Source organism: Streptomyces sp. NPDC038213 (assembly GCF_055600495.1).
In genome coordinates this window covers 54,966-71,339 of record NZ_JBVJYM010000014.1, presented here as the reverse complement: position 1 = coordinate 71,339, position 16,374 = coordinate 54,966, and the positions used below count along the sequence as shown (strand labels likewise).

13 protein-coding genes are annotated in these 16,374 nt (G+C 76.0%); 8 read left to right on the top strand and 5 right to left on the bottom strand.

What is annotated here, in order from left to right; all coding sequences use genetic code 11:
- The first annotated feature begins 84 nt into the window (after positions 1-84).
- The 3 genes from ACZ7JZ_RS20470 to ACZ7JZ_RS20460 all read left to right on the top strand — a co-directional run bounded on the left by ACZ7JZ_RS20470 (position 85) and on the right by ACZ7JZ_RS20460 (position 3,173).
- Positions 85-1,278: a sensor histidine kinase gene (locus tag ACZ7JZ_RS20470; protein WP_470941298.1), complete on the top strand. Its 1,194-nt coding sequence runs from the start codon at positions 85-87 to the stop codon at positions 1,276-1,278.
- Between the two features lie 4 nt (positions 1,279-1,282).
- A complete protein-coding gene (locus ACZ7JZ_RS20465; RefSeq protein WP_470941114.1) occupies positions 1,283-1,933 on the top strand; it encodes a response regulator in 651 nt (216 codons plus the stop codon).
- Between the two features lie 85 nt (positions 1,934-2,018).
- Positions 2,019-3,173, top strand: a complete 1,155-nt coding sequence (locus ACZ7JZ_RS20460) for an ROK family transcriptional regulator (protein ID WP_470941112.1) — start codon at positions 2,019-2,021, stop codon at positions 3,171-3,173.
- 209 nt (positions 3,174-3,382) lie between these two features.
- Here ACZ7JZ_RS20460 and ACZ7JZ_RS20455 read toward each other — a convergent pair whose 3' ends face one another.
- Together ACZ7JZ_RS20455 and ACZ7JZ_RS20450 are read right to left on the bottom strand one after the other, a co-directional pair.
- On the bottom strand, positions 3,383-4,153 hold the full coding sequence (locus ACZ7JZ_RS20455) for a GntR family transcriptional regulator (protein WP_470941110.1): 771 nt from the start codon (positions 4,151-4,153) through the stop codon (positions 3,383-3,385).
- 262 nt (positions 4,154-4,415) lie between these two features.
- A complete protein-coding gene (locus ACZ7JZ_RS20450) occupies positions 4,416-5,393 on the bottom strand; it encodes an RNA polymerase sigma-70 factor (protein WP_470941108.1) in 978 nt (325 codons plus the stop codon).
- An 84-nt stretch (positions 5,394-5,477) separates the two neighbouring features.
- Here ACZ7JZ_RS20450 and ACZ7JZ_RS20445 point away from each other — a divergent pair, with 84 nt between their 5' ends.
- The 3 genes from ACZ7JZ_RS20445 (at position 5,478) to ACZ7JZ_RS20435 (ending at position 9,836) form a co-directional block, all read left to right on the top strand.
- Positions 5,478-6,386 (top strand): alpha/beta fold hydrolase, encoded by a 909-nt coding sequence (locus ACZ7JZ_RS20445; protein ID WP_470941106.1) that lies wholly within the window; start codon positions 5,478-5,480, stop codon positions 6,384-6,386.
- 161 nt (positions 6,387-6,547) lie between these two features.
- Positions 6,548-7,993, top strand: a complete 1,446-nt coding sequence (locus tag ACZ7JZ_RS20440; RefSeq protein ID WP_470941104.1) for a GNAT family N-acetyltransferase — start codon at positions 6,548-6,550, stop codon at positions 7,991-7,993.
- A gap of 142 nt (positions 7,994-8,135) precedes the next feature.
- Positions 8,136-9,836, top strand: a complete 1,701-nt coding sequence (locus ACZ7JZ_RS20435; protein ID WP_470941102.1) for a DUF885 domain-containing protein — start codon at positions 8,136-8,138, stop codon at positions 9,834-9,836.
- Between the two features lie 67 nt (positions 9,837-9,903).
- Here ACZ7JZ_RS20435 and ACZ7JZ_RS20430 read toward each other — a convergent pair whose 3' ends face one another.
- Positions 9,904-10,419 carry a rhodanese-like domain-containing protein gene (locus ACZ7JZ_RS20430; RefSeq protein WP_470941100.1) on the bottom strand — a complete coding sequence of 172 codons (516 nt, stop codon included), beginning with the start codon at positions 10,417-10,419 and terminating at the stop codon, positions 9,904-9,906.
- Positions 10,420-10,513: 94 nt separating this feature from the next.
- Between ACZ7JZ_RS20430 and ACZ7JZ_RS20425 the strand changes: the two genes are divergently transcribed.
- The gene (locus ACZ7JZ_RS20425) at positions 10,514-10,969 is read left to right on the top strand and encodes an Lrp/AsnC family transcriptional regulator (RefSeq protein ID WP_470941098.1); all 456 of its coding nucleotides are present in this window, start codon (positions 10,514-10,516) and stop codon (positions 10,967-10,969) included.
- A gap of 100 nt (positions 10,970-11,069) precedes the next feature.
- On the opposite strand, the gene ACZ7JZ_RS20420 is transcribed toward ACZ7JZ_RS20425, so the two are convergent.
- Together ACZ7JZ_RS20420 and ACZ7JZ_RS20415 are read right to left on the bottom strand one after the other, a co-directional pair.
- Positions 11,070-14,078 (bottom strand): AAA family ATPase, encoded by a 3,009-nt coding sequence (locus ACZ7JZ_RS20420; RefSeq protein ID WP_470941096.1) that lies wholly within the window; start codon positions 14,076-14,078, stop codon positions 11,070-11,072.
- Positions 14,075-15,241 (bottom strand): exonuclease SbcCD subunit D, encoded by a 1,167-nt coding sequence (locus tag ACZ7JZ_RS20415; RefSeq protein WP_470941094.1) that lies wholly within the window; start codon positions 15,239-15,241, stop codon positions 14,075-14,077. The genes ACZ7JZ_RS20420 and ACZ7JZ_RS20415 overlap by 4 nt, the downstream gene beginning before the upstream one ends.
- Before the next feature lie 84 nt (positions 15,242-15,325).
- On the opposite strand from ACZ7JZ_RS20415, the gene ACZ7JZ_RS20410 reads away from it, so the two are divergent.
- Positions 15,326-16,354 (top strand): enoyl-CoA hydratase/isomerase family protein, encoded by a 1,029-nt coding sequence (locus ACZ7JZ_RS20410; protein WP_470941093.1) that lies wholly within the window; start codon positions 15,326-15,328, stop codon positions 16,352-16,354.
- The last annotated feature ends 20 nt before the right edge of the window (positions 16,355-16,374 follow it).

Sequence of the window (16,374 nt, the reverse complement as noted above, 5' to 3'; positions counted from 1 at the left end):
CCTCCCCCGCCAGGGGGGATCTCCTCCCCCGTACGGGGGAGACGGGGGCTGCGGGCCTGCTGACACGATGGCCGGATGCTCCGTATGCCCCGTCTCCTGCGTGCACCGGCCCGCCCGGTCACCTACTCGCGCTGGCTGCACCTGGTCATCCCGGCCTTCTTCATGGCCCTGTGGCTGTTCATCTTCCGGGACTTCCCCGGCTCGCTGGTGCCCCTGGTGCTGTACGCCCCGCTCGGGCTGCTCCCCTGGATGCGGCTCGTGGAGGGGGTGCAGGCCCGGCTGCTGCTGATGCCGCAGGACCCGGAGGCGGGCGCGGGGATAACCGAGGCCCGCGCGGGCACCTGGGCGGACCGCTGGCGGACCGTGCTGTGGCTGCAGGTGCGCGTGGCCCTGGCGGGCGTGACCACGATGGCCTCGGTCTGGCTGCCGGTGAGCACGGTCCACCTGGTGGTGTTCGCCGCGGGCGCGGGCGGGCCCGACTCCCTGGTGCCCCCGTGGCTGCCCCGGTGGGCGGCGTGGGCACTGGCGCCCGTACCCCTCGTGGTGCTGCTCGGGCTGGTGATACTGCTGGGCGAGGCGGCGTCCGGGGTGGCGCGCAGGCTGCTGGGGCCCTCCGCCGCCGAGCGCCTGACGGTCCTGGAGGCCCGTACCGCGCAGCTGCTGGAGCGCACCCGCATCGCCCGGGAGCTGCACGACTCGATCGGGCACGCGCTGACGGTGGCCGTGGTGCAGGCCGGCGCGGCCCGCGCGGCGGGGAGCCCCGAGTTCACCGAGCGGGCGCTCGCGGCCATCGAGGACACCGGACGGGCCGCGCTGGAGGACCTGGACCGGGTGCTGCGGGTGCTGCGGGAGTCGGGGCAGGAGCCCTCGAAGGGGCCTACCCTCGCGGAGGCGGACCGGCTGCTGGAGTCCGCGCGCGGTTCGGGGGCGGTGGTGGCCGCCGAGCTGTCCGGGCCGCTGGACCGGCTGCCGGGGCAGGTGAGCCGGGAGGGCTACCGGATCCTCCAGGAGGCGCTGACGAACGTGCTGCGGCACTGCGGGCCCGTTCCGGTCCGGGTGCGGGTCGAGGCGTCCCCCGCAGGGCTCCACCTGGAGGTCGCGAACCCGCTGCCCGACGACCGCGCACCCGGAGCCCCGGGCGCGGCCGGAGCGGGGAGCGGCAGCGGACTGCGCGGGATGCGCGAGCGGGCCGCACTCCTGGGAGGGGAGGCGCACACCGGGCCCGCCGGGGGCGAGTGGCGGGTGCGCGCCCGGCTGCCGCTGGAGCGCATACCCTGACCGAATGCCGGTTACCGTACTGCTCGTTGACGACGAACCGCTGGTCCGCGCCGGACTGCGCGCCGTGCTGGAGGCCCAGCCCGATATCGAGGTGGTCGGCGAGGCCGGGGACGGGGCGGCGGTCGTGCCGCTGGTGCGGCAACTGCGGCCGGACGTGGTCGCGATGGACGTGCGGATGCCGCTGCTCGACGGGATCGAGGCCACCCGGGCCGTCCTGCGCTCGGTGGACTCCCCGCCGAAGATCATCGTGGTGACCACCTTCGAGAACGACGAGTACGTGTACCAGGCCCTGCGGGCGGGGGCCGACGGCTTCCTGCTCAAGCGGGCCCGCCCGGCGGAGATCGTGCACGCCGTACGGCTGGTCGCCGCGGGCGAGACCCTGCTGTTCCCCGCCGCCGTCCGGGCCCTGGCCGCGGAGTACGGGAACCGCGAGGCCCGCCGGGCCCTGGAGCACGCGGCGCTCACCGAGCGGGAGGAGGAGGTGCTGCGCCTGATGGCCCGCGGGCTGACGAACGCGGAGATCGCCGGGGAGATGTTCGTGGGCGCGGAGACGGTGAAGAGCCACGTCAGCGCGGTGCTCTCGAAACTCGGGGCGCGGGACCGGACGCAGGCCGTGATCGCGGCGTACGAGTCGGGGTTCGTGGCCCCGGCCTGAGCCGGGGTACCCCCTGCTCCTCGCCGTGCCCGCGGCGGGGCAGTACGATCCGCCTGAACAGGTGCGCACGCTGGGAGGACACACGTTGGGGCAGCTGACCGGCGGGGATCCCTCTCTGCTCCGGCGGATCAATTCCGCCGTCGTACTGCGGGCCCTGCGCGCGGCGGGTTCGCCGACGCTGACCGACCTCACCCGGGTGACGGGCCTGTCCCGGCCCACGGTCGAGGGGGTGGTCGAGGGCCTGATGGCCAGCGGCCTGGTCGTGGAGGCGGTGGCCGAGGAGGGCGCCCGCAGGCAGGGACGGCCCGCGCGGCGGTTCCGGTTCCGTACCGAGGCCGGCCACCTGCTGGGCATCGAGATCGGCTCCCACCGGGTGGCGGCGCTGCTGTCCGGCCTGGACGGCCGGGTGATCGGCGCGGGCACGAAGGAGGTCGCGGAGACCGCGACCAGCGACGAGCGCCTGGAGAAGGTCCGGGCCACGGTCGCCGACCTGCTGCGGCGGGCCGGGGTGCCCCGGGACTCGCTGCGCGCGGTCGGGGTCGGCAGCCCGGGGATCGTGGAGGCGGACGGCACGGTCAGGCTGGGCACGGCGCTGCCCGGCTGGACGGGGCTTCCGCTGGGCGAGCGGCTGCGCCGCTCCTTCCGCTGCCCGGTGCTCGTGGAGAACGACGCCAATGCCGCGGCCGTGGCCGAGCACTGGAAGGGTTCGGCGCAGGACACCGACGACATCGTCTTCGTGATGGCCGGGCTGAGCCCGGGGGCCGGCTCCCTGATCGGCGGCCGGCTGCACCGCGGGTACGGCGGGGCCGCGGGCGAGATCGGGGCCCTGCACCTGCTGGGCCGGGGCGTGACCCCCGAGCGCCTGCTGTCGACCACGGGCGAGCCGCTGCACCCGCTGGACGAGCAGGCGGTCGCGAAGGTCTTCGCCGAGGCCAGGCGGGGTGACGAGCAGGCCGTCGCGGCGGTGGAGCGGTTCATCCAGCGGCTCGTGCACGACGTGGCGGCGCTGGTCCTGGCCATCGATCCGGAGCTGGTGGTGGTCGGCGGCTGGGCGGCCGGACTCGACGGGGTGCTGGAGCCGCTGCGCCGGGAGCTGGCCCGCTACTGCCTGCGCCCGCCGCGGGTGGCCCTGTCCCTGCTGGGAGAGGCCGCGGTGGCCACGGGGGCGCTGCGGCTGGCCCTGGACCACGTGGAGGAGCAGCTCTTCGCCGTGGAGAAGACGGTGACGGCCCGCCGCTGAGCGCGACGGGCCGCGGGTGCGTACCGAGTCGGGTACGCACCGGCCCGGCTTCGTACCCGACCGGGGATCTGCACCGGCCCGGGCTGCGTACCGTCCGGGCGCGGGGACCAGCCGACAGGGGGTACCGGCAGGACACGGCGGACGAGCCCGCCCGGGGTACCAGCCGACAGGGGTACCGGCCGGAGGTGGGTACCGGTCGGCCCGCGGGGTCAGGAGGCGCGGCGCTCGGCGGGGCTGCCGTCTTCGAGGATCTCCACGTCGCCCGTGGCCCCGAAGGTCAGCCGGCAGGTGTCCGCGCGGTAGGTGGCGACGGAGACCGCGGCCGTGCCCCCGGCGGTGAAGTAGCGGGTGGTGACCAGCAGCACGGGGGCGCCGGGCAGCCGGTCCAGCTCCTTGGCGTCGTCCGCGCGGGCGGAGCCGAGCTCGACCGAGCGGTCCTGGCCGAGCAGTTCCAGCCGCTGGAGCTCGCGCATCACGGCGCGGGCGCGGGAGGGGCCGGCAGGGGTGTCGATCGCGGAGAGGCCGGGGACGGAGACCGCGGGCACGTAGAGCAGTTCGGCGGCGACCGACTGGCCGTGCGTGACGCGCGTCCGGCGGACCGTGTGGACGACCTCGGAGGTGCTGACGCCGAGCAGGCGGGAGACGGCGCCCGAGGGCAGGGTCTCGGCGGCGTCCACGGGCTGCCAGCCGTCGACGGCCTCGCCGGGCCAGCTGTGCCGGGCGCTGCCGACGTCCACGCCCACGCGCGGCGGGGCGACCGTCGTGCCGACTCCGCGGCGGCGCTGGAGGCGGCCTTCGAGCTCCAGCTGCTCCAGGGCTTGCCGGAGGGTGGCGCGGGCGACCCCGAAACGGGCCGCGAGCTCACGCTCGTTGGGCAGTACCTCGCCCACGGCGAAGTCCTGATCGAGCGCCTCGCTCAGGACGGTCTTCAGGTGCCAGTACTTCGGCTCCGGTACCGATTCGAGCTGCGTCGTCCCCACCCTGACTCCTCCTGCAGTGGCCGTCTCCGGCGGTAGTTCCGCGCCTTTGTTTATTAAAGGTTCTTGCACTAACTCTGCCGACCATAGGGCGACGCACCCCCTTGGTCAAGACCAATGCTCGTACCTTTGCCGGGCACATCGGGCATACGTATCAGGCCGTTCACGGGATGTTCTTACGGAGTGCAAACTGCCCGTAACGCCCTGTGCCCCGCATCACATCGGACGCGGGGCACAGGCCCGATCACGGGAGCACATATGGAATTCAGCCTGCCAGGGAGGCCAGCTTGTCTGGATTCCGCAGGATGTAGACGCTCCGGATCCGGCCTTCGCAGACGTCGATCTGGAAGACCGAGTCGGGCGCCCCCGCGGAACGCACGAGGACCGCGGGGCCCGCGTTGAGCTCGACGAGCTCCATGGTCATATCGGGTACGGGCTTCTGGGCCGCGCCGAGCAGGAAGCGCGCGACCTTGTCGGCGCTGCCGATGACCCGCAGCGGCGCCCGGGACTTGCCGCCGCTGTCCCCGATCAGGGTGACGTCCGGGGCCAGCAGGGCCATCAGGCCCTCCAGGTCGCCGCCCCCGGCCGCGGCGAGGAAGCCCTCGGTCAGGGCCCGCCGCTCGTCCGGGTCCACGTCGAACCGCGGCTTGCGCTGCTCGACGTGCCGGCGGGCGCGGGTGGCGAGCTGGCGCACGGCGGGCTCGGCGCGGTCGAGGGCGGTGGCGATCTCGGCGTACGAGAAGCCGAAGGCCTCGCGGAGCACGAACACGGCCCGCTCCAGGGCGGAGAGGGACTCGAGGACCACGAGCACGGCGAGCGAGACGGACTCCATCAGGACCGCGCGCTCGGCCCCGTCCGCCGCCCAGGCCGCCGAGCCGGACGGCCCGGCGGCGGTGAAGTCGGTGGGCAGCGGCTCCGGCAGCCAGGGCCCGACGTACGACTCGCGGCGGGACTGCACCGCGCGGTGCCGGTCGATGGCGAGGCGGGTGGTGATCCGCACCAGGTACGCGCGGGGTTCGCGCACCTCCTCGCGGTCCGCGGACGACCAGCGCAGCCAGGCCTCCTGGACCACGTCCTCGGCGTCGGCCACGCTGCCGAGCATCCGGTAGGCGACCCCGGTCAGCAGCGGGCGGTGGGTTTCGAAGAGGCGGGCCGCGGAGGCGACCGCAGATGCGGCGGGGGCGCCGGCGGGGGGATCGGCCGGGCACCGGGCGGGGGACTCGTTCAGGGCGTCAGCGGTCATCTGATCATCCTGCCTCTTGCCGCCCAACCTACCCAACGGTAATGATGGTTGACGCTTCGTCTCTCTGCGCCGAGGAGCAGCTGCATGACCGCCGAGATGGCCGCCGCCGGGGTCCGCCGGGTCTCCTTCTCCTTCGACTCCCCGATCGGCCCGCGTACCGCGCGGGTGGCCTACGAGCGCCGCGGTGCGGGCGAGCCGCTCCTGCTGCTGCACGGCATCGGGCACCACCTCCAGGCCTGGCACCCGGTGCTGGACCTGCTCGCCGCGGACCACGAGGTCGTGGCCGTTGACCTGCCCGGCTTCGGCGCCTCGGACCCCCTGCCCGAGCGGGTCCCGTACGACCTGCCGACGGTCGTGGCCGTCCTCGGCGCCCTGTGCGGGGAGCTCGGCCTGGAGCGGCCGCACGTCGCGGGGAACTCCCTGGGCGGGCTGCTCGCCCTGGAGCTGGGCCGCGCCGGGCTGGTGCGCTCGGTCACCGCCCTGTCCCCCGCGGGCTTCTGGAACGGCGCCGAGCGCCGGTACGCCTTCGCCGCGCTGCTCGCGATGCGGGCCGGGGCCCGGGCGCTGCCGCTGTCCGCGGTGGAGCGGCTGGCGCGCAGCAGCGCCGGCCGGGCGGCCCTGACCGGCACCATCTACGCCCGGCCCGGGCGCCGCTCCCCGCAGGCCGTGGTCGCCGAGACCCGTGCGCTGGGCGAGGCGAGCGGTTTCGGCCGGACGCTCGCCGCGGGCGGTTCGGTCACGGTGACCGAGGACGTGCCGGGGCTGCCCGTGACCGTCGCGTGGGGCAGCCGCGACCGGCTGCTGCTGCCCCGGCAGGGGATCCGCGCCAAGCACCGGCTGCCGCAGGCCCGGCTGGTGCGGCTGCCCGGCTGCGGGCACGTGCCGATGCACGACGATCCGGCGCTGGTCGCCCGGGTCATCCTGGACACGGCGGCGCGGGCGGGGGAGACTGCGGCCGCGGGCACAGCAGGGGGCACCGGCTCGGACCGCTGAGCGGGACGGGGTCCGCAGCGCCGCGGACGCACCGCACGAAGGAGGGGCCCACGCCGCCGCACCCCGTCCGAAAAACGGACGAAACCCGCCGGATCGATGCTTAACCAGTCGGTCACAGGACGTTCGTGATCACGCAACACCCGTCCCCCACAGTGGTCTGCATGACTGACCGCACCCCTGTCCCCGCCGCACCCTCCGCCTCCCCCGCCCGCGTCCGCCGCCACCACTGGCGCCGCGACGTGGTCGAACTGGCAGCCCTGTTCACGGCCGTGGCCGTGGCCGACGCCATCGCGAACACCGTGGCGCACGGTCCCGACGGGCCGGTGCTGCTCGTGGCCTCGGCCGTGGTCCTGCTGGTCACGGCCGGGTTCCACACCTGGTGGGCCCGTCGCCACAGCCATGCGCCGCCCCCGCACGCGGGTACGAAGCCCACAGACCACGCAGACCCCGCAGGCCCCGCAGGAATCACGCAGACCGCGCCCGCCCCCGCCGCCTCCGAGGCCGCGCTCTGGCGGATGCGCACCACCGTACGCGACGCCCCCGGCAGCCTCGCGGCCCTGTGCACGGCGCTCGCGGCCCGCGGGGTGGACATCCTCACCCTCCAGACGCACCCCTTGGCCGAGGGCACCGTGGACGAGTTCCTGCTGCGCGCCCCGCAGGCCCTGACCGCCGCGGAGCTGACCCGTGCCGCGGCCCGGGCCGGCGGCCACAGCACCTGGATCGAGCGGGCCGACGCCCACGACCTCGTGGACGCCCCCACCCGGATCCTCGGCCTGGCCACCCGTACCGCGCTCGACGCCGCCGAACTCCCCCTGGCCCTGCGGCGGCTGCTCGGCCGCTGCACCATCCACTCGCTGCCGGCCACCACCCTGTCCGGCCACCCGACGGGCGCCGACGCCCCCGTGGAGGGCGTGCTGGAGTCCACGGTGATGCGCCTGCGCGACCCCTCCGGCGGGGCGATCACCATCGAGCGCCCGTACCTGCCCTTCACTCCCACCGAGTTCGCCCGGGCGCGCGCGCTCGTCGAGCTCGACGCCCGGCTCGGGCCGCGCGTGCCCCGCAGCCGGGACGTGCTGACGCTGCCCGAGGGCAACGAGATCACGATCCGCCGCGCCGACTCCTCCGACCTCGCTGCCGCGCGCGCCATGCACGACCGCTGCTCCGCGCGCACCCTCGGCCTGCGCTACCACGGGCCCGTCGCCGACGCCGACCGCTACCTGTCCCACCTGCTCAGCCCCCGCTACGGCCGCACCTTGGCCGTGACCACCGCGTCCGGGCGGCTCGTCGCCCTCGGCCACCTGCTGTGGGACGGGGACGAGACCGAGGTGGCCCTGCTGATCGAGGACGACTGGCAGCGCCGCGGCATCGGCTCGGAGCTGCTGCGGCGGCTCGCGGCCCTCGCGGTCGAGGCGGGCTGCGACAGCGTCTACGCCGTCACCCGCTCCTCCAACACCGGGATGGTGGCCGCCATGCGCGGGCTCGGCCTGCCCCTGGACTACCAGATCGAGGAGGGCACGCTCGTGATCACCGCACGGCTCGACGCCGTCCCCGCATCCTCCCGGCCCGCCTTCGACGCGGGCGACGCCTGGGAGCGGCACGGCGCGTAGGACAGCACACGGCGCGTAGGACACCGCACGGGCGCGCAGGCCGCACGCGGGCGGGCGCGGCGGCCGGTGCACACCGGCCCGTCAGGAGCCTCGGGCCGATTAGGTGGTGACGTGGGGACATTCTCCGTACGAAGATGTCCCCATGTCAGACACCCTCCACAGCAGCATGCTGCCCCGCCGGGTCGCCGACGCCTACGTCGACGACCTCATCGCCCTCGACCCGATCACCGGCACGTACCTCGGTGTGGCCGCCAGCTCCCCCTTCCTCCCGGACTTCTCCCCGCAGGGCCGCGAGGCCGTGGCGCAGCTCGCCCGGACCACCCTCGAGAAGCTGGCCGCCGCCGAGGCGCTGCCCGGCGCGGACACCGACGCGGAGCGCCGCTGCGCCCGGCTGCTGCGCGAGCGGCTGACCGCCGAACTGGCCGTGCACGAGGCCGACGAGGACCTGCGGGCCGTCAGCAACATCCACTCCCCCGCCCACTCCGTCCGCGAGGTCTTCACCCTGACCCCGCAGGAGACCGACGAGGACTGGTCGGCCGTCGCCGCCCGGCTGCGCGCGGTGCCGGCCGCCCTGGAGGGCTACCGCTCCTGCCTCGAACTGGGCCTGGAGCGCGGCCTGTACGGCTCGCCGCGGCCGACCGCCACCTTCGTCGGCCAGCTGGGCACCTGGGCCGGCGAGGGCGGGGAGCCCGCGTTCTTCGAGGAGTTCGTGGCCGCGAAGGACTCGGGACCCGAGGAGCTGCGCGCGGAGCTGGCCGAGGCGGCCGCGGGGGCGACCGCGGCGGTGGCGGCCCTGCGCGACTGGATGCGCGACGTGTACGCGCCGGCCGTCGAGGGCCGCCCCGACACCGTCGGCCGGGAGCGGTACGCCCGCTGGTCGCGGTACTTCAACGGCACCGACCTGGACCTGGACGAGGCGTACGCCTACGGCTGGTCGGAGTACCACCGCCTGCTCGCGGAGATGCAGACGGAGGCCGGGCGGATCCTGCCCGGCGCCGGCCCCTGGGAGGCGCTGCGCCACCTGGACGAGCACGGCACGCACATCGAGGGCGTGGACGAGGTCCGGGACTGGCTGCAGGGCCTGATGGACGAGGCCATCGAGGCGCTGGACGGCACGCACTTCGAACTGGCCGAGCGCGTGCGGCGGGTGGAGTCCTGTATCGCCCCGCCCGGGGGCGCCGCGGCGCCGTACTACACGAGTCCGTCGGAGGACTTCTCCCGGCCGGGCCGGACCTGGCTGCCGACCATGGGCCAGACCCGCTTCCCGGTCTACGACCTGGTCTCGACCTGGTACCACGAGGGCGTGCCCGGCCACCACCTCCAGCTCGCGCAGTGGACGCACGTGGCCGACCAGCTCTCCCGCTACCAGGCCACCGTCGGCATCGTCAGCGCGAACGCCGAGGGCTGGGCCCTGTACGCGGAGCGGCTGATGGACGAGCTGGGCTTCCTCAAGGACGCCGAGCAGCGGCTCGGCTACCTGGACTGCCAGATGATGCGCGCCTGCCGGGTGATCGTGGACATCGGCATGCACCTGGGGCTGGAGATCCCGGCGGACTCGCCGTTCCGTCCGGGCGAGCGCTGGACCCCCGAGCTGGCCCAGGAGTTCTTCGGGCTGCACAGCGGCCGGCCGGGCGACTTCGTGGAGAGCGAGCTGACCCGCTACCTGTCCATGCCGGGCCAGGCGATCGGCTACAAGCTGGGCGAGCGGGCCTGGCTGCTGGGCCGGGACAACGCCCGCGCCGCGCACGGGGACTCCTTCGACGCGAAGGCCTGGCACATGGCCGCGCTGTCGCAGGGCTCGCTGGGCCTGGACGACCTGGTGGACGAGCTGTCGAAGCTCTGAGGCCGGGGCGGGGGCCGGTACGCCGTACCTGACGGTGCCGCGTACCGGCCGCCCGCCGCGCGCGGTCTCAGCAGCCGCAGTCGTCGGAGTCCACGGGCGCGGTGAGCGGGTCGGCCTCCCCGCGCTGCTGCGGGCCCTGCCACGTCTCCACCTCGAAGCCCTCCCGGATCCAGTACTCGATGCCGCCGAGCATCTCCTTGACCTGGTAGCCGAGTTCGGCCAGGGCGAGGGCGGAGCGGGCGCCTCCGTTGCAGCCGGGGCCCCAGCAGTAGGTCACCACGGGCACGTTCTTGTCGAGGAGCTTCTCCGCCTGCCCGGGGATGAGGGCGGTGGGCAGGTGGACGGCGCCGGGTACGTGCGCCTGGTCCCAGGACGGGGTGGAGCGGGAGTCCACGAGGACGAAGCCCAGGTCGGCGCCCTGCTCCCGGTGGGCCTTGAAGGCGGCGGCGACGTCGGAGACGTCGGCGTGGAAGGCGAGGCTCGCGGCGAAGTAGGCGGCGGCCGCGGCAGGGGCGGCCGGGGGCACGCGCAGGACGGGGTTGGCGGTGGCGGGGGCGGTGGTCTGCGGCCGAGTCGTCGTCATGGCCGGAAATCTACGGCCGGTGATCATCTTGGGGAAGGGAGTTTCCCCGGCGTATCAGTTGTTGGACCGGGGATTCCCCTGCTATCCATGCCGGATGACCATGAACCCCCCGTACACCCCTGACGCCACCGACTGGCGGATCCTGGAGGCGCTCCAGGAGAACGGCCGGGCCGGCTTCGCCGAGCTGGCCCGCGCGGTCTCGATGTCCGCGAGCGCGGTCACCGAGCGGGTCCGGCGGCTGGAGGAGGCCGGGGTGATCACGGGGTACACCGCCGTGGTCGACCCCGAGAAGCTGGGCAAGTCGATCATGGCCCTGGTGCGGCTGCGCTACCCGCACGGCAACTACAAGCCCTTCCACGACCTGCTGGAGCAGACCACCGAGATCCTCGAGGCGCACCACGTCACCGGCGACGACTGCTTCGTCCTCAAGGTCGTCGCCCGCTCGATGCGGCACCTGGAGGAGGTCACCGGCCGGATCTCCGGCCTGGGCTCGGTGACCACCAGCATCGTGTACTCCTCCCCGCTGCCGAGGCGCGCCCTGCGCGACTGACGGGGCACGGGCGCCCCGGACGGTACGGGCGGTACGGCCGGCCCGGACGGTACGGCCGACACGGGCCGCGGAGACCGCACGGGCACCAGGGCCCGCGCGCTCAGTCCGCGGGCCCCCGCTGCCGGACCACGGAGCCGCCCCGCTGTTTGACGATCTCCAACTGGGCCTGCACGCGCGTGCGCAGGTCCCCGACGTGGCTGACGATGCCCACGCTGCGGTCCCGTTCGCGCAGCGAGTCCAGGACGTCGAGCACCTCGTCCAGGGCCTGCTCGTCGAGGCTGCCGAAGCCCTCGTCGATGAAGAGGGTGTCGAGCCGGATCCCGCCCGCCTCGCCGGTGACCACGTCGGCGAGGCCCAGGGCGAGGGCGAGGGAGGCGAAGAAGGTCTCGCCCCCGGAGAGGGTGGCGGTGTCGCGGGCCCGGCCGGTCCAGGAGTCGACCACGTGCAGGCCCAGGCCCGAGCGGCCGCGGCCGCCCGCCCGCTCGTCGGAGTGGACGAGGGTGTACCGGCCGCCCGACATCCGCAGCAGCCGCTCGGTGGCCGCGGCGGCCACCTGCTCCAGGCGGGCGGCGAGCACGTACGACTCCAGCCGCATCCGGCGCTCGTTGTCCGCGGACGTGCCCGCGGTCAGTCCCGCGAGCCGGGCCACCCGGTCGTACCGCTCGCGCAGCGGCCCCAGGGAGCGCAGTTCGGCCTCGGCCTGGCGCGAGAGCCGGTCGAGGTCCGCGCAGCGCTGCCGGGCCGCGTCGGCGGCGGAGGCGGCGGCGCGCAGCAGCGCCACGGCCCGGGCCGCCCGCTCCGCGGCCTCCGCGGGCCGGGCGGGGGCCCGGTCGGCCGCCTCTGCGGTGTCCGCCTCGCGGCGGCGCTCGGCGAGGGCGGCCTCCTCGGCCTGCCAGGCGTCGGCGCGGTGCTGGTGGGCGCGGCGCTCGTGTTCGGGCAGGACGGCGGCGGCCGCGGCGTCCGTGGTGTCGAAGCCGGCCCGGAAGGCGGCGTCGGCCAGCCGGTCGTCGGCCTCCTTCAGGCGCTCGGCGGCCGTCTCGGCCCGGCGCGCGGCCCGGACCGCCGCGGCGACCAGCCGGATCCGGGTCTCCAGGGTGCGGGCGCGGTCGGCGACGGTGGCGGAGTCGGCCCGTACGCGGGCGAGTTCGGCCTCCAGGGCGCGCTGCTCCCGGTCCAGGGCCTCGCGGTGGGAGGCGCGGGCGGCGGAGCGCTGCTCGGCGCGGCTGCGGCTCTCCTGGCGGGCCGCGTGCTCGTGTTCGGCGCGGGCGAGGGCCTCGCGGGCGGAGTGCAGGGACGCGGCCTCGGCGTGGGCGGCGGCGTGCTCCTGCGCCAGCTGCCCGGTGAGCCGCAGGAGTTCGTCGGTGCCGGCCCCGCCCGCGGCGGCGGAGGCCTCGGTGCAGGCCTCGCGCAGGGCGGCGAGGCGGCGCTCGGCGCCGGTGCGCAGGTCCTCGGCGTGCTCGTACCGCTCCCGGGCCGCGTCCTCGGCGGCGCGGTCCACGTGGCCCGGGGCCGGGCGGGCCGGGCGGGGGTGCTCGGGGGAGCCGCAGACGGCGCAGGGCTGCCCGGCGGCGAGGGCGGCGGCCAGTTCGGCCGCGATCCCGCGGAGCCGGGCCTCCTTGAGTGCGAGCCAGTCCTCGCGGGCCCCCGCGGACTCCTCGCGCAGCCGGAGCAGGGCGGTGTCCGCCCCGGCGGCCTCCCGGTCGAGCTCGTCGCGGCGGCGGGCGGCGGCGAGCTGGAGCCGGGCGGGCTCCAGCCGGCCGGCGAGCTGCTCGGAGCGGGTGGCGGCCTGCTGGGCCCGCTCGACCCGGCCGGTGAGCTCCGCCCGTACGGTGTCCCAGCCCGCGAGCCAGGCCGCACCCTCGTGCAGCTGCTCCTCGGCGGCGCGCGCCTCGCGGTCGAGGGCGGCGCGCTCGCGGGTGATCTCGGCGCTGCGCTGCTCGGCCCGCTCGGCGGCGCCGAGGGCGCCGCGCTCCTCGCTGAGCTGCTGCTCCATGGCGGTGAGCTGTTCGACCCCGGCCTCGGCGAGCTGCGGGGGGAGCTGGGCGCGGCAGCGGGCGTCCCCGTCCGCGGCGGCCCGGTGCTCGGCCGCAGCGGCGTGCCGCAGGTCGAGGGCGGGGGCGACGCGGTCGGCGCGCCGGGCCCGGTCGAGCAGGTCCTGTACGCGCTGCCGCTCGGGGGCCTCGGCGGCGAGGGCCGCGGCCCGGCGGACGGTCTCCGCGTGCCGCTGCTGGAGGCGGTCGAGTTCGCGGGCCTGCTCCAGGGCTTCGCGGGCGGCGGCCTCGCGGGCCTCGGCGGCGGTGAGGGCCGAGGCGGCGACGGCGAGCCGTTCGCGGGCCTCGCAACGGGCGACGGCGGCCCAGGACCGCACCTCCTCGGCGAGGCCGGGCTCGCCGGGGGCGAGCGGGGCCAGGGGCCGGGCGCGCAGGCCGGCGCTGTCCCCGGCGGCCTGGGCCATCCGCTGGGCGGTGCCGAGCACCCGCTCGTCGCCGGTGCGCACCCGCTCCTCGGCGAGGCGGCGCTGTTCGGCGAGCCGCTTCTCCACGGCGGCGAAGCGGCGGGTGTCGAAGAGCCGGCCGAGGAGCCGGCCGCGGTCCTCGGCGTCGGCGCGCAGGAAGCGGGCGAAGTCGCCCTGGGGCAGCAGGACGACCTGGCAGAACTGCTCGCGGCTCATGCCGAGGAGCTGTTCGACCTCGGTTCCGACCTCCTGGTGGGACCTGCTGAGGGCCTTCCAGCCGTCGGCGGCGGTGTGCTCCCGCAGCAGGGTCTGGGCCTTGTCGCGGGTGGTGCCCGTGCCGCGCTTCTTGGCGCGCAGCTGCTCGGGGCGGCGGGTCAGTTCGAGGCGCCGGTCGCCGACGGTCAGTTCGAGGACCACCTCGGTGGCGGTGCCGTCCTCGGCGTGGTCGGAGCGCAGGGTGGTGCCGGGGGCCTGGCGGCTGCCGGGCACCGAGCCGTACAGGGCGTAGCAGACGGCGTCGAGGACGGAGGTCTTGCCGGCGCCGGTGGGCCCGTGCAGGAGGAAGATCCCGGCGGCGCCGAGGGCGTCGAAGTCGATCTCCTGGGCGGTGGCGAAGGGCCCGAAGGCGGTGACGGTCAGCCGGTGGAGCCTCATCGGTCCGTCTCCCGCAGGGTGTCGTCGGTGCGTACGTCGTCGAAGGCGCGGCGCAGGACGGTGCGCTCCTCGGGGTCGGGGGCGCTGCCGCCGCGGACGTGGGCGACGAAGTCCTCGGCGATCTCCTGGTCGCTGCGGCCCTTGAGGCGTTCGGCGTAGGAGGCGCCGCCCGTGTCCGGGGCGCCCTCGGGGTCGAAGGCCAGGCTGAGGACGTGCGGGAAGCGGGCGGCGAGGCGGGCCATGGGTTCGGCGGGGCGGGCCGGGTCGGTGAGGGTGGCCTCGACCCAGGCCTCTTCGTGGGCGGCGAGCGCGGGGTCCGTCAGGAGGGTGTCGAGGGGGCCGCGGATCCGGGCGAGGCGGCGGGGCACCGGGGTGTCGAGCCGTTCGGCGGCGATCTCGCCCGCGGGGCCGAGCTCGACCAGCCACACGGTCTTGCGGTGGCCGGTCTCGGAGAAGGAGTACGCGAGGGGGGAGCCTGAGTAGCGGACCCGCTCGGTGATGGTCTGGCAGCCGTGGAGGTGGCCGAGGGCGGCGTAGTCGACCCCGTCGAAGACGGCGGCGGGGACGGCGGCGACCCCGCCGACGGAGATGTCCCGTTCGCTGTCGCTGGGCAGGCCGCCGGTGACGAAGGCGTGGGCGAGGACCACGGAGCGGGTGCCGGGGGCGCGGGCCGCGAGGTCGGCGCGGATCCGGTCCATGGCGGCCGCGAGCACGGCCTCGTGCCCGGCCCGCTCGGTGGCGAACTCGTCCTTGACCAGGGCGGGTTCGAGGTACGGGAGCCCGTACAGGGCCACGTCCCCGTGGGCGTCGCGCAGCACGACGGGCTCGGCGCAGCGGGCCGGGTCGGTGCGCAGGTGGACCCCGGCGCGGCCGATGAGGCCGGCGCCCACGCCGAGCCTGCGGGCGGAGTCGTGGTTGCCGGAGATCATGACGGTGGGCACGCCGAGGTCGGCGAGGCGGTGCAGGGCCCGGTCGAAGAGCTCGACCGCGGCGAGCGGGGGCACGGCCCGGTCGTAGACGTCCCCGGCGACGAGGACGGCGTCGACGCCGCGGGTGCGGACGGTCTCGACGAGGTGGTCCACGAAGGCGGCCTGCGCGGCGAGCAGCCCGACGCGGTGGAAGGACCGGCCGAGGTGCCAGTCGGAGGTGTGCAGAAACTTCACTCGACCCGCTCCGACCCTGCGCCCGCTGCCTGTGCCACCCCACAAGCCTGCCAGACCCCGCGGGCCGCTCGTATGCTCGGGCGCATGTCAGTACTCCTCCGCACGGCCGGCGCCACCGGGCGCATCACCCTCGACCGCCCCCGGGCGCTCAACGCCCTGACCCACGCGATGGTGGCGCGGATCACAGAGGCGCTCGACGCCTGGGAGCGCGATCCGGCGGTGTCCGCGGTGCTGCTCGACGGGGCGGGCGGGCGCGGGCTGTGCGCGGGCGGGGACATCCGGGCGATCCGGGAGTCGGCGCTGGGCGACGGGTCCGCGGCCCTGGCCTTCTGGCGCGACGAGTACCGGCTCAACGCGCGCATCGCCCGCAGCGGCCGGACCGGGATGCCGTGGGTGGCCTTCATGGACGGGATCGTGATGGGCGGCGGGGTGGGGCTGTCCGCGCACGGGGGCGTGCGCGTGGTCACCGAGCGCTCGCGGGTGGCGATGCCCGAGGTCGGCATCGGCTTCGTCCCCGACGTGGGCGGCACCTTCCTGCTGAGCAGGGCCCCCGGGGAGCTGGGCACGCACCTGGCGCTGACGGCGGACGCGATGGGCGCGGCGGACGCGCTGCTGTGCGGGTTCGCGGACCACCACGTGCCCTCGGAGCGGCTGGGGGAGCTGGCGGACGCGCTGGAGCGCGGCGGGGAGCCGCGGGAGACGGCGGCGGAGTTCGCCGTGCCGCCGGCCCCCGGGGTGCTGGCGGGGCGGCGCGAGTGGATCGACCGCTGCTACGCGGCGGACACGGCCGAGGAGATCGTGGACCGGCTGTTCGCGGCCGGGGACCCGGCGGCGAAGGAGGCGGCCGAGCGGATCCTCGGGCACTCCCCCACCTCCGTGAAGGTCACCCTGCGCGCCCTGCGGCGGGCGCGGGACCTCGCCGGTCTGGAGGAGGTGCTGGAGCAGGAGTGGCGGGTCTCCTCGGCGGCCCTGGCCGGGCCGGACCTGCCGGAGGGGGTCCGGGCCCAGGTCGTCGACAAGGACCGCTCGCCCCGCTGGTCCCCGGCCTCGCTGGCGGAGGTCTCCGAGGCGGCGGTGGAGGCGCACTTCGCCCCGGCGGGCCCGCTGTTCTGAGTGCTGCGGGACGGCGGCGG

Bases quoted from the DNA above. Each gene is read 5' to 3' on its own strand.
- ACZ7JZ_RS20435 (WP_470941102.1), top strand. From the start codon at position 8,136: ATGTCAGACACCCTCCACAGCAGCATGCTGCCCCGCCGGGTCGCCGAC.
- ACZ7JZ_RS20420 (WP_470941096.1), bottom strand. From the start codon at position 14,078: ATGAGGCTCCACCGGCTGACCGTCACCGCCTTCGGGCCCTTCGCCACC.
- ACZ7JZ_RS20450 (WP_470941108.1), bottom strand. From the start codon at position 5,393: ATGACCGCTGACGCCCTGAACGAGTCCCCCGCCCGGTGCCCGGCCGAT.
- ACZ7JZ_RS20410 (WP_470941093.1), top strand. From the start codon at position 15,326: ATGTCAGTACTCCTCCGCACGGCCGGCGCCACCGGGCGCATCACCCTC.
- ACZ7JZ_RS20470 (WP_470941298.1), top strand. From the start codon at position 85: ATGCCCCGTCTCCTGCGTGCACCGGCCCGCCCGGTCACCTACTCGCGC.
- ACZ7JZ_RS20430 (WP_470941100.1), bottom strand. From the start codon at position 10,419: ATGACGACGACTCGGCCGCAGACCACCGCCCCCGCCACCGCCAACCCC.
- ACZ7JZ_RS20445 (WP_470941106.1), top strand. From the start codon at position 5,478: ATGACCGCCGAGATGGCCGCCGCCGGGGTCCGCCGGGTCTCCTTCTCC.
- ACZ7JZ_RS20465 (WP_470941114.1), top strand. From the start codon at position 1,283: ATGCCGGTTACCGTACTGCTCGTTGACGACGAACCGCTGGTCCGCGCC.
- ACZ7JZ_RS20425 (WP_470941098.1), top strand. From the start codon at position 10,514: ATGACCATGAACCCCCCGTACACCCCTGACGCCACCGACTGGCGGATC.
- ACZ7JZ_RS20440 (WP_470941104.1), top strand. From the start codon at position 6,548: ATGACTGACCGCACCCCTGTCCCCGCCGCACCCTCCGCCTCCCCCGCC.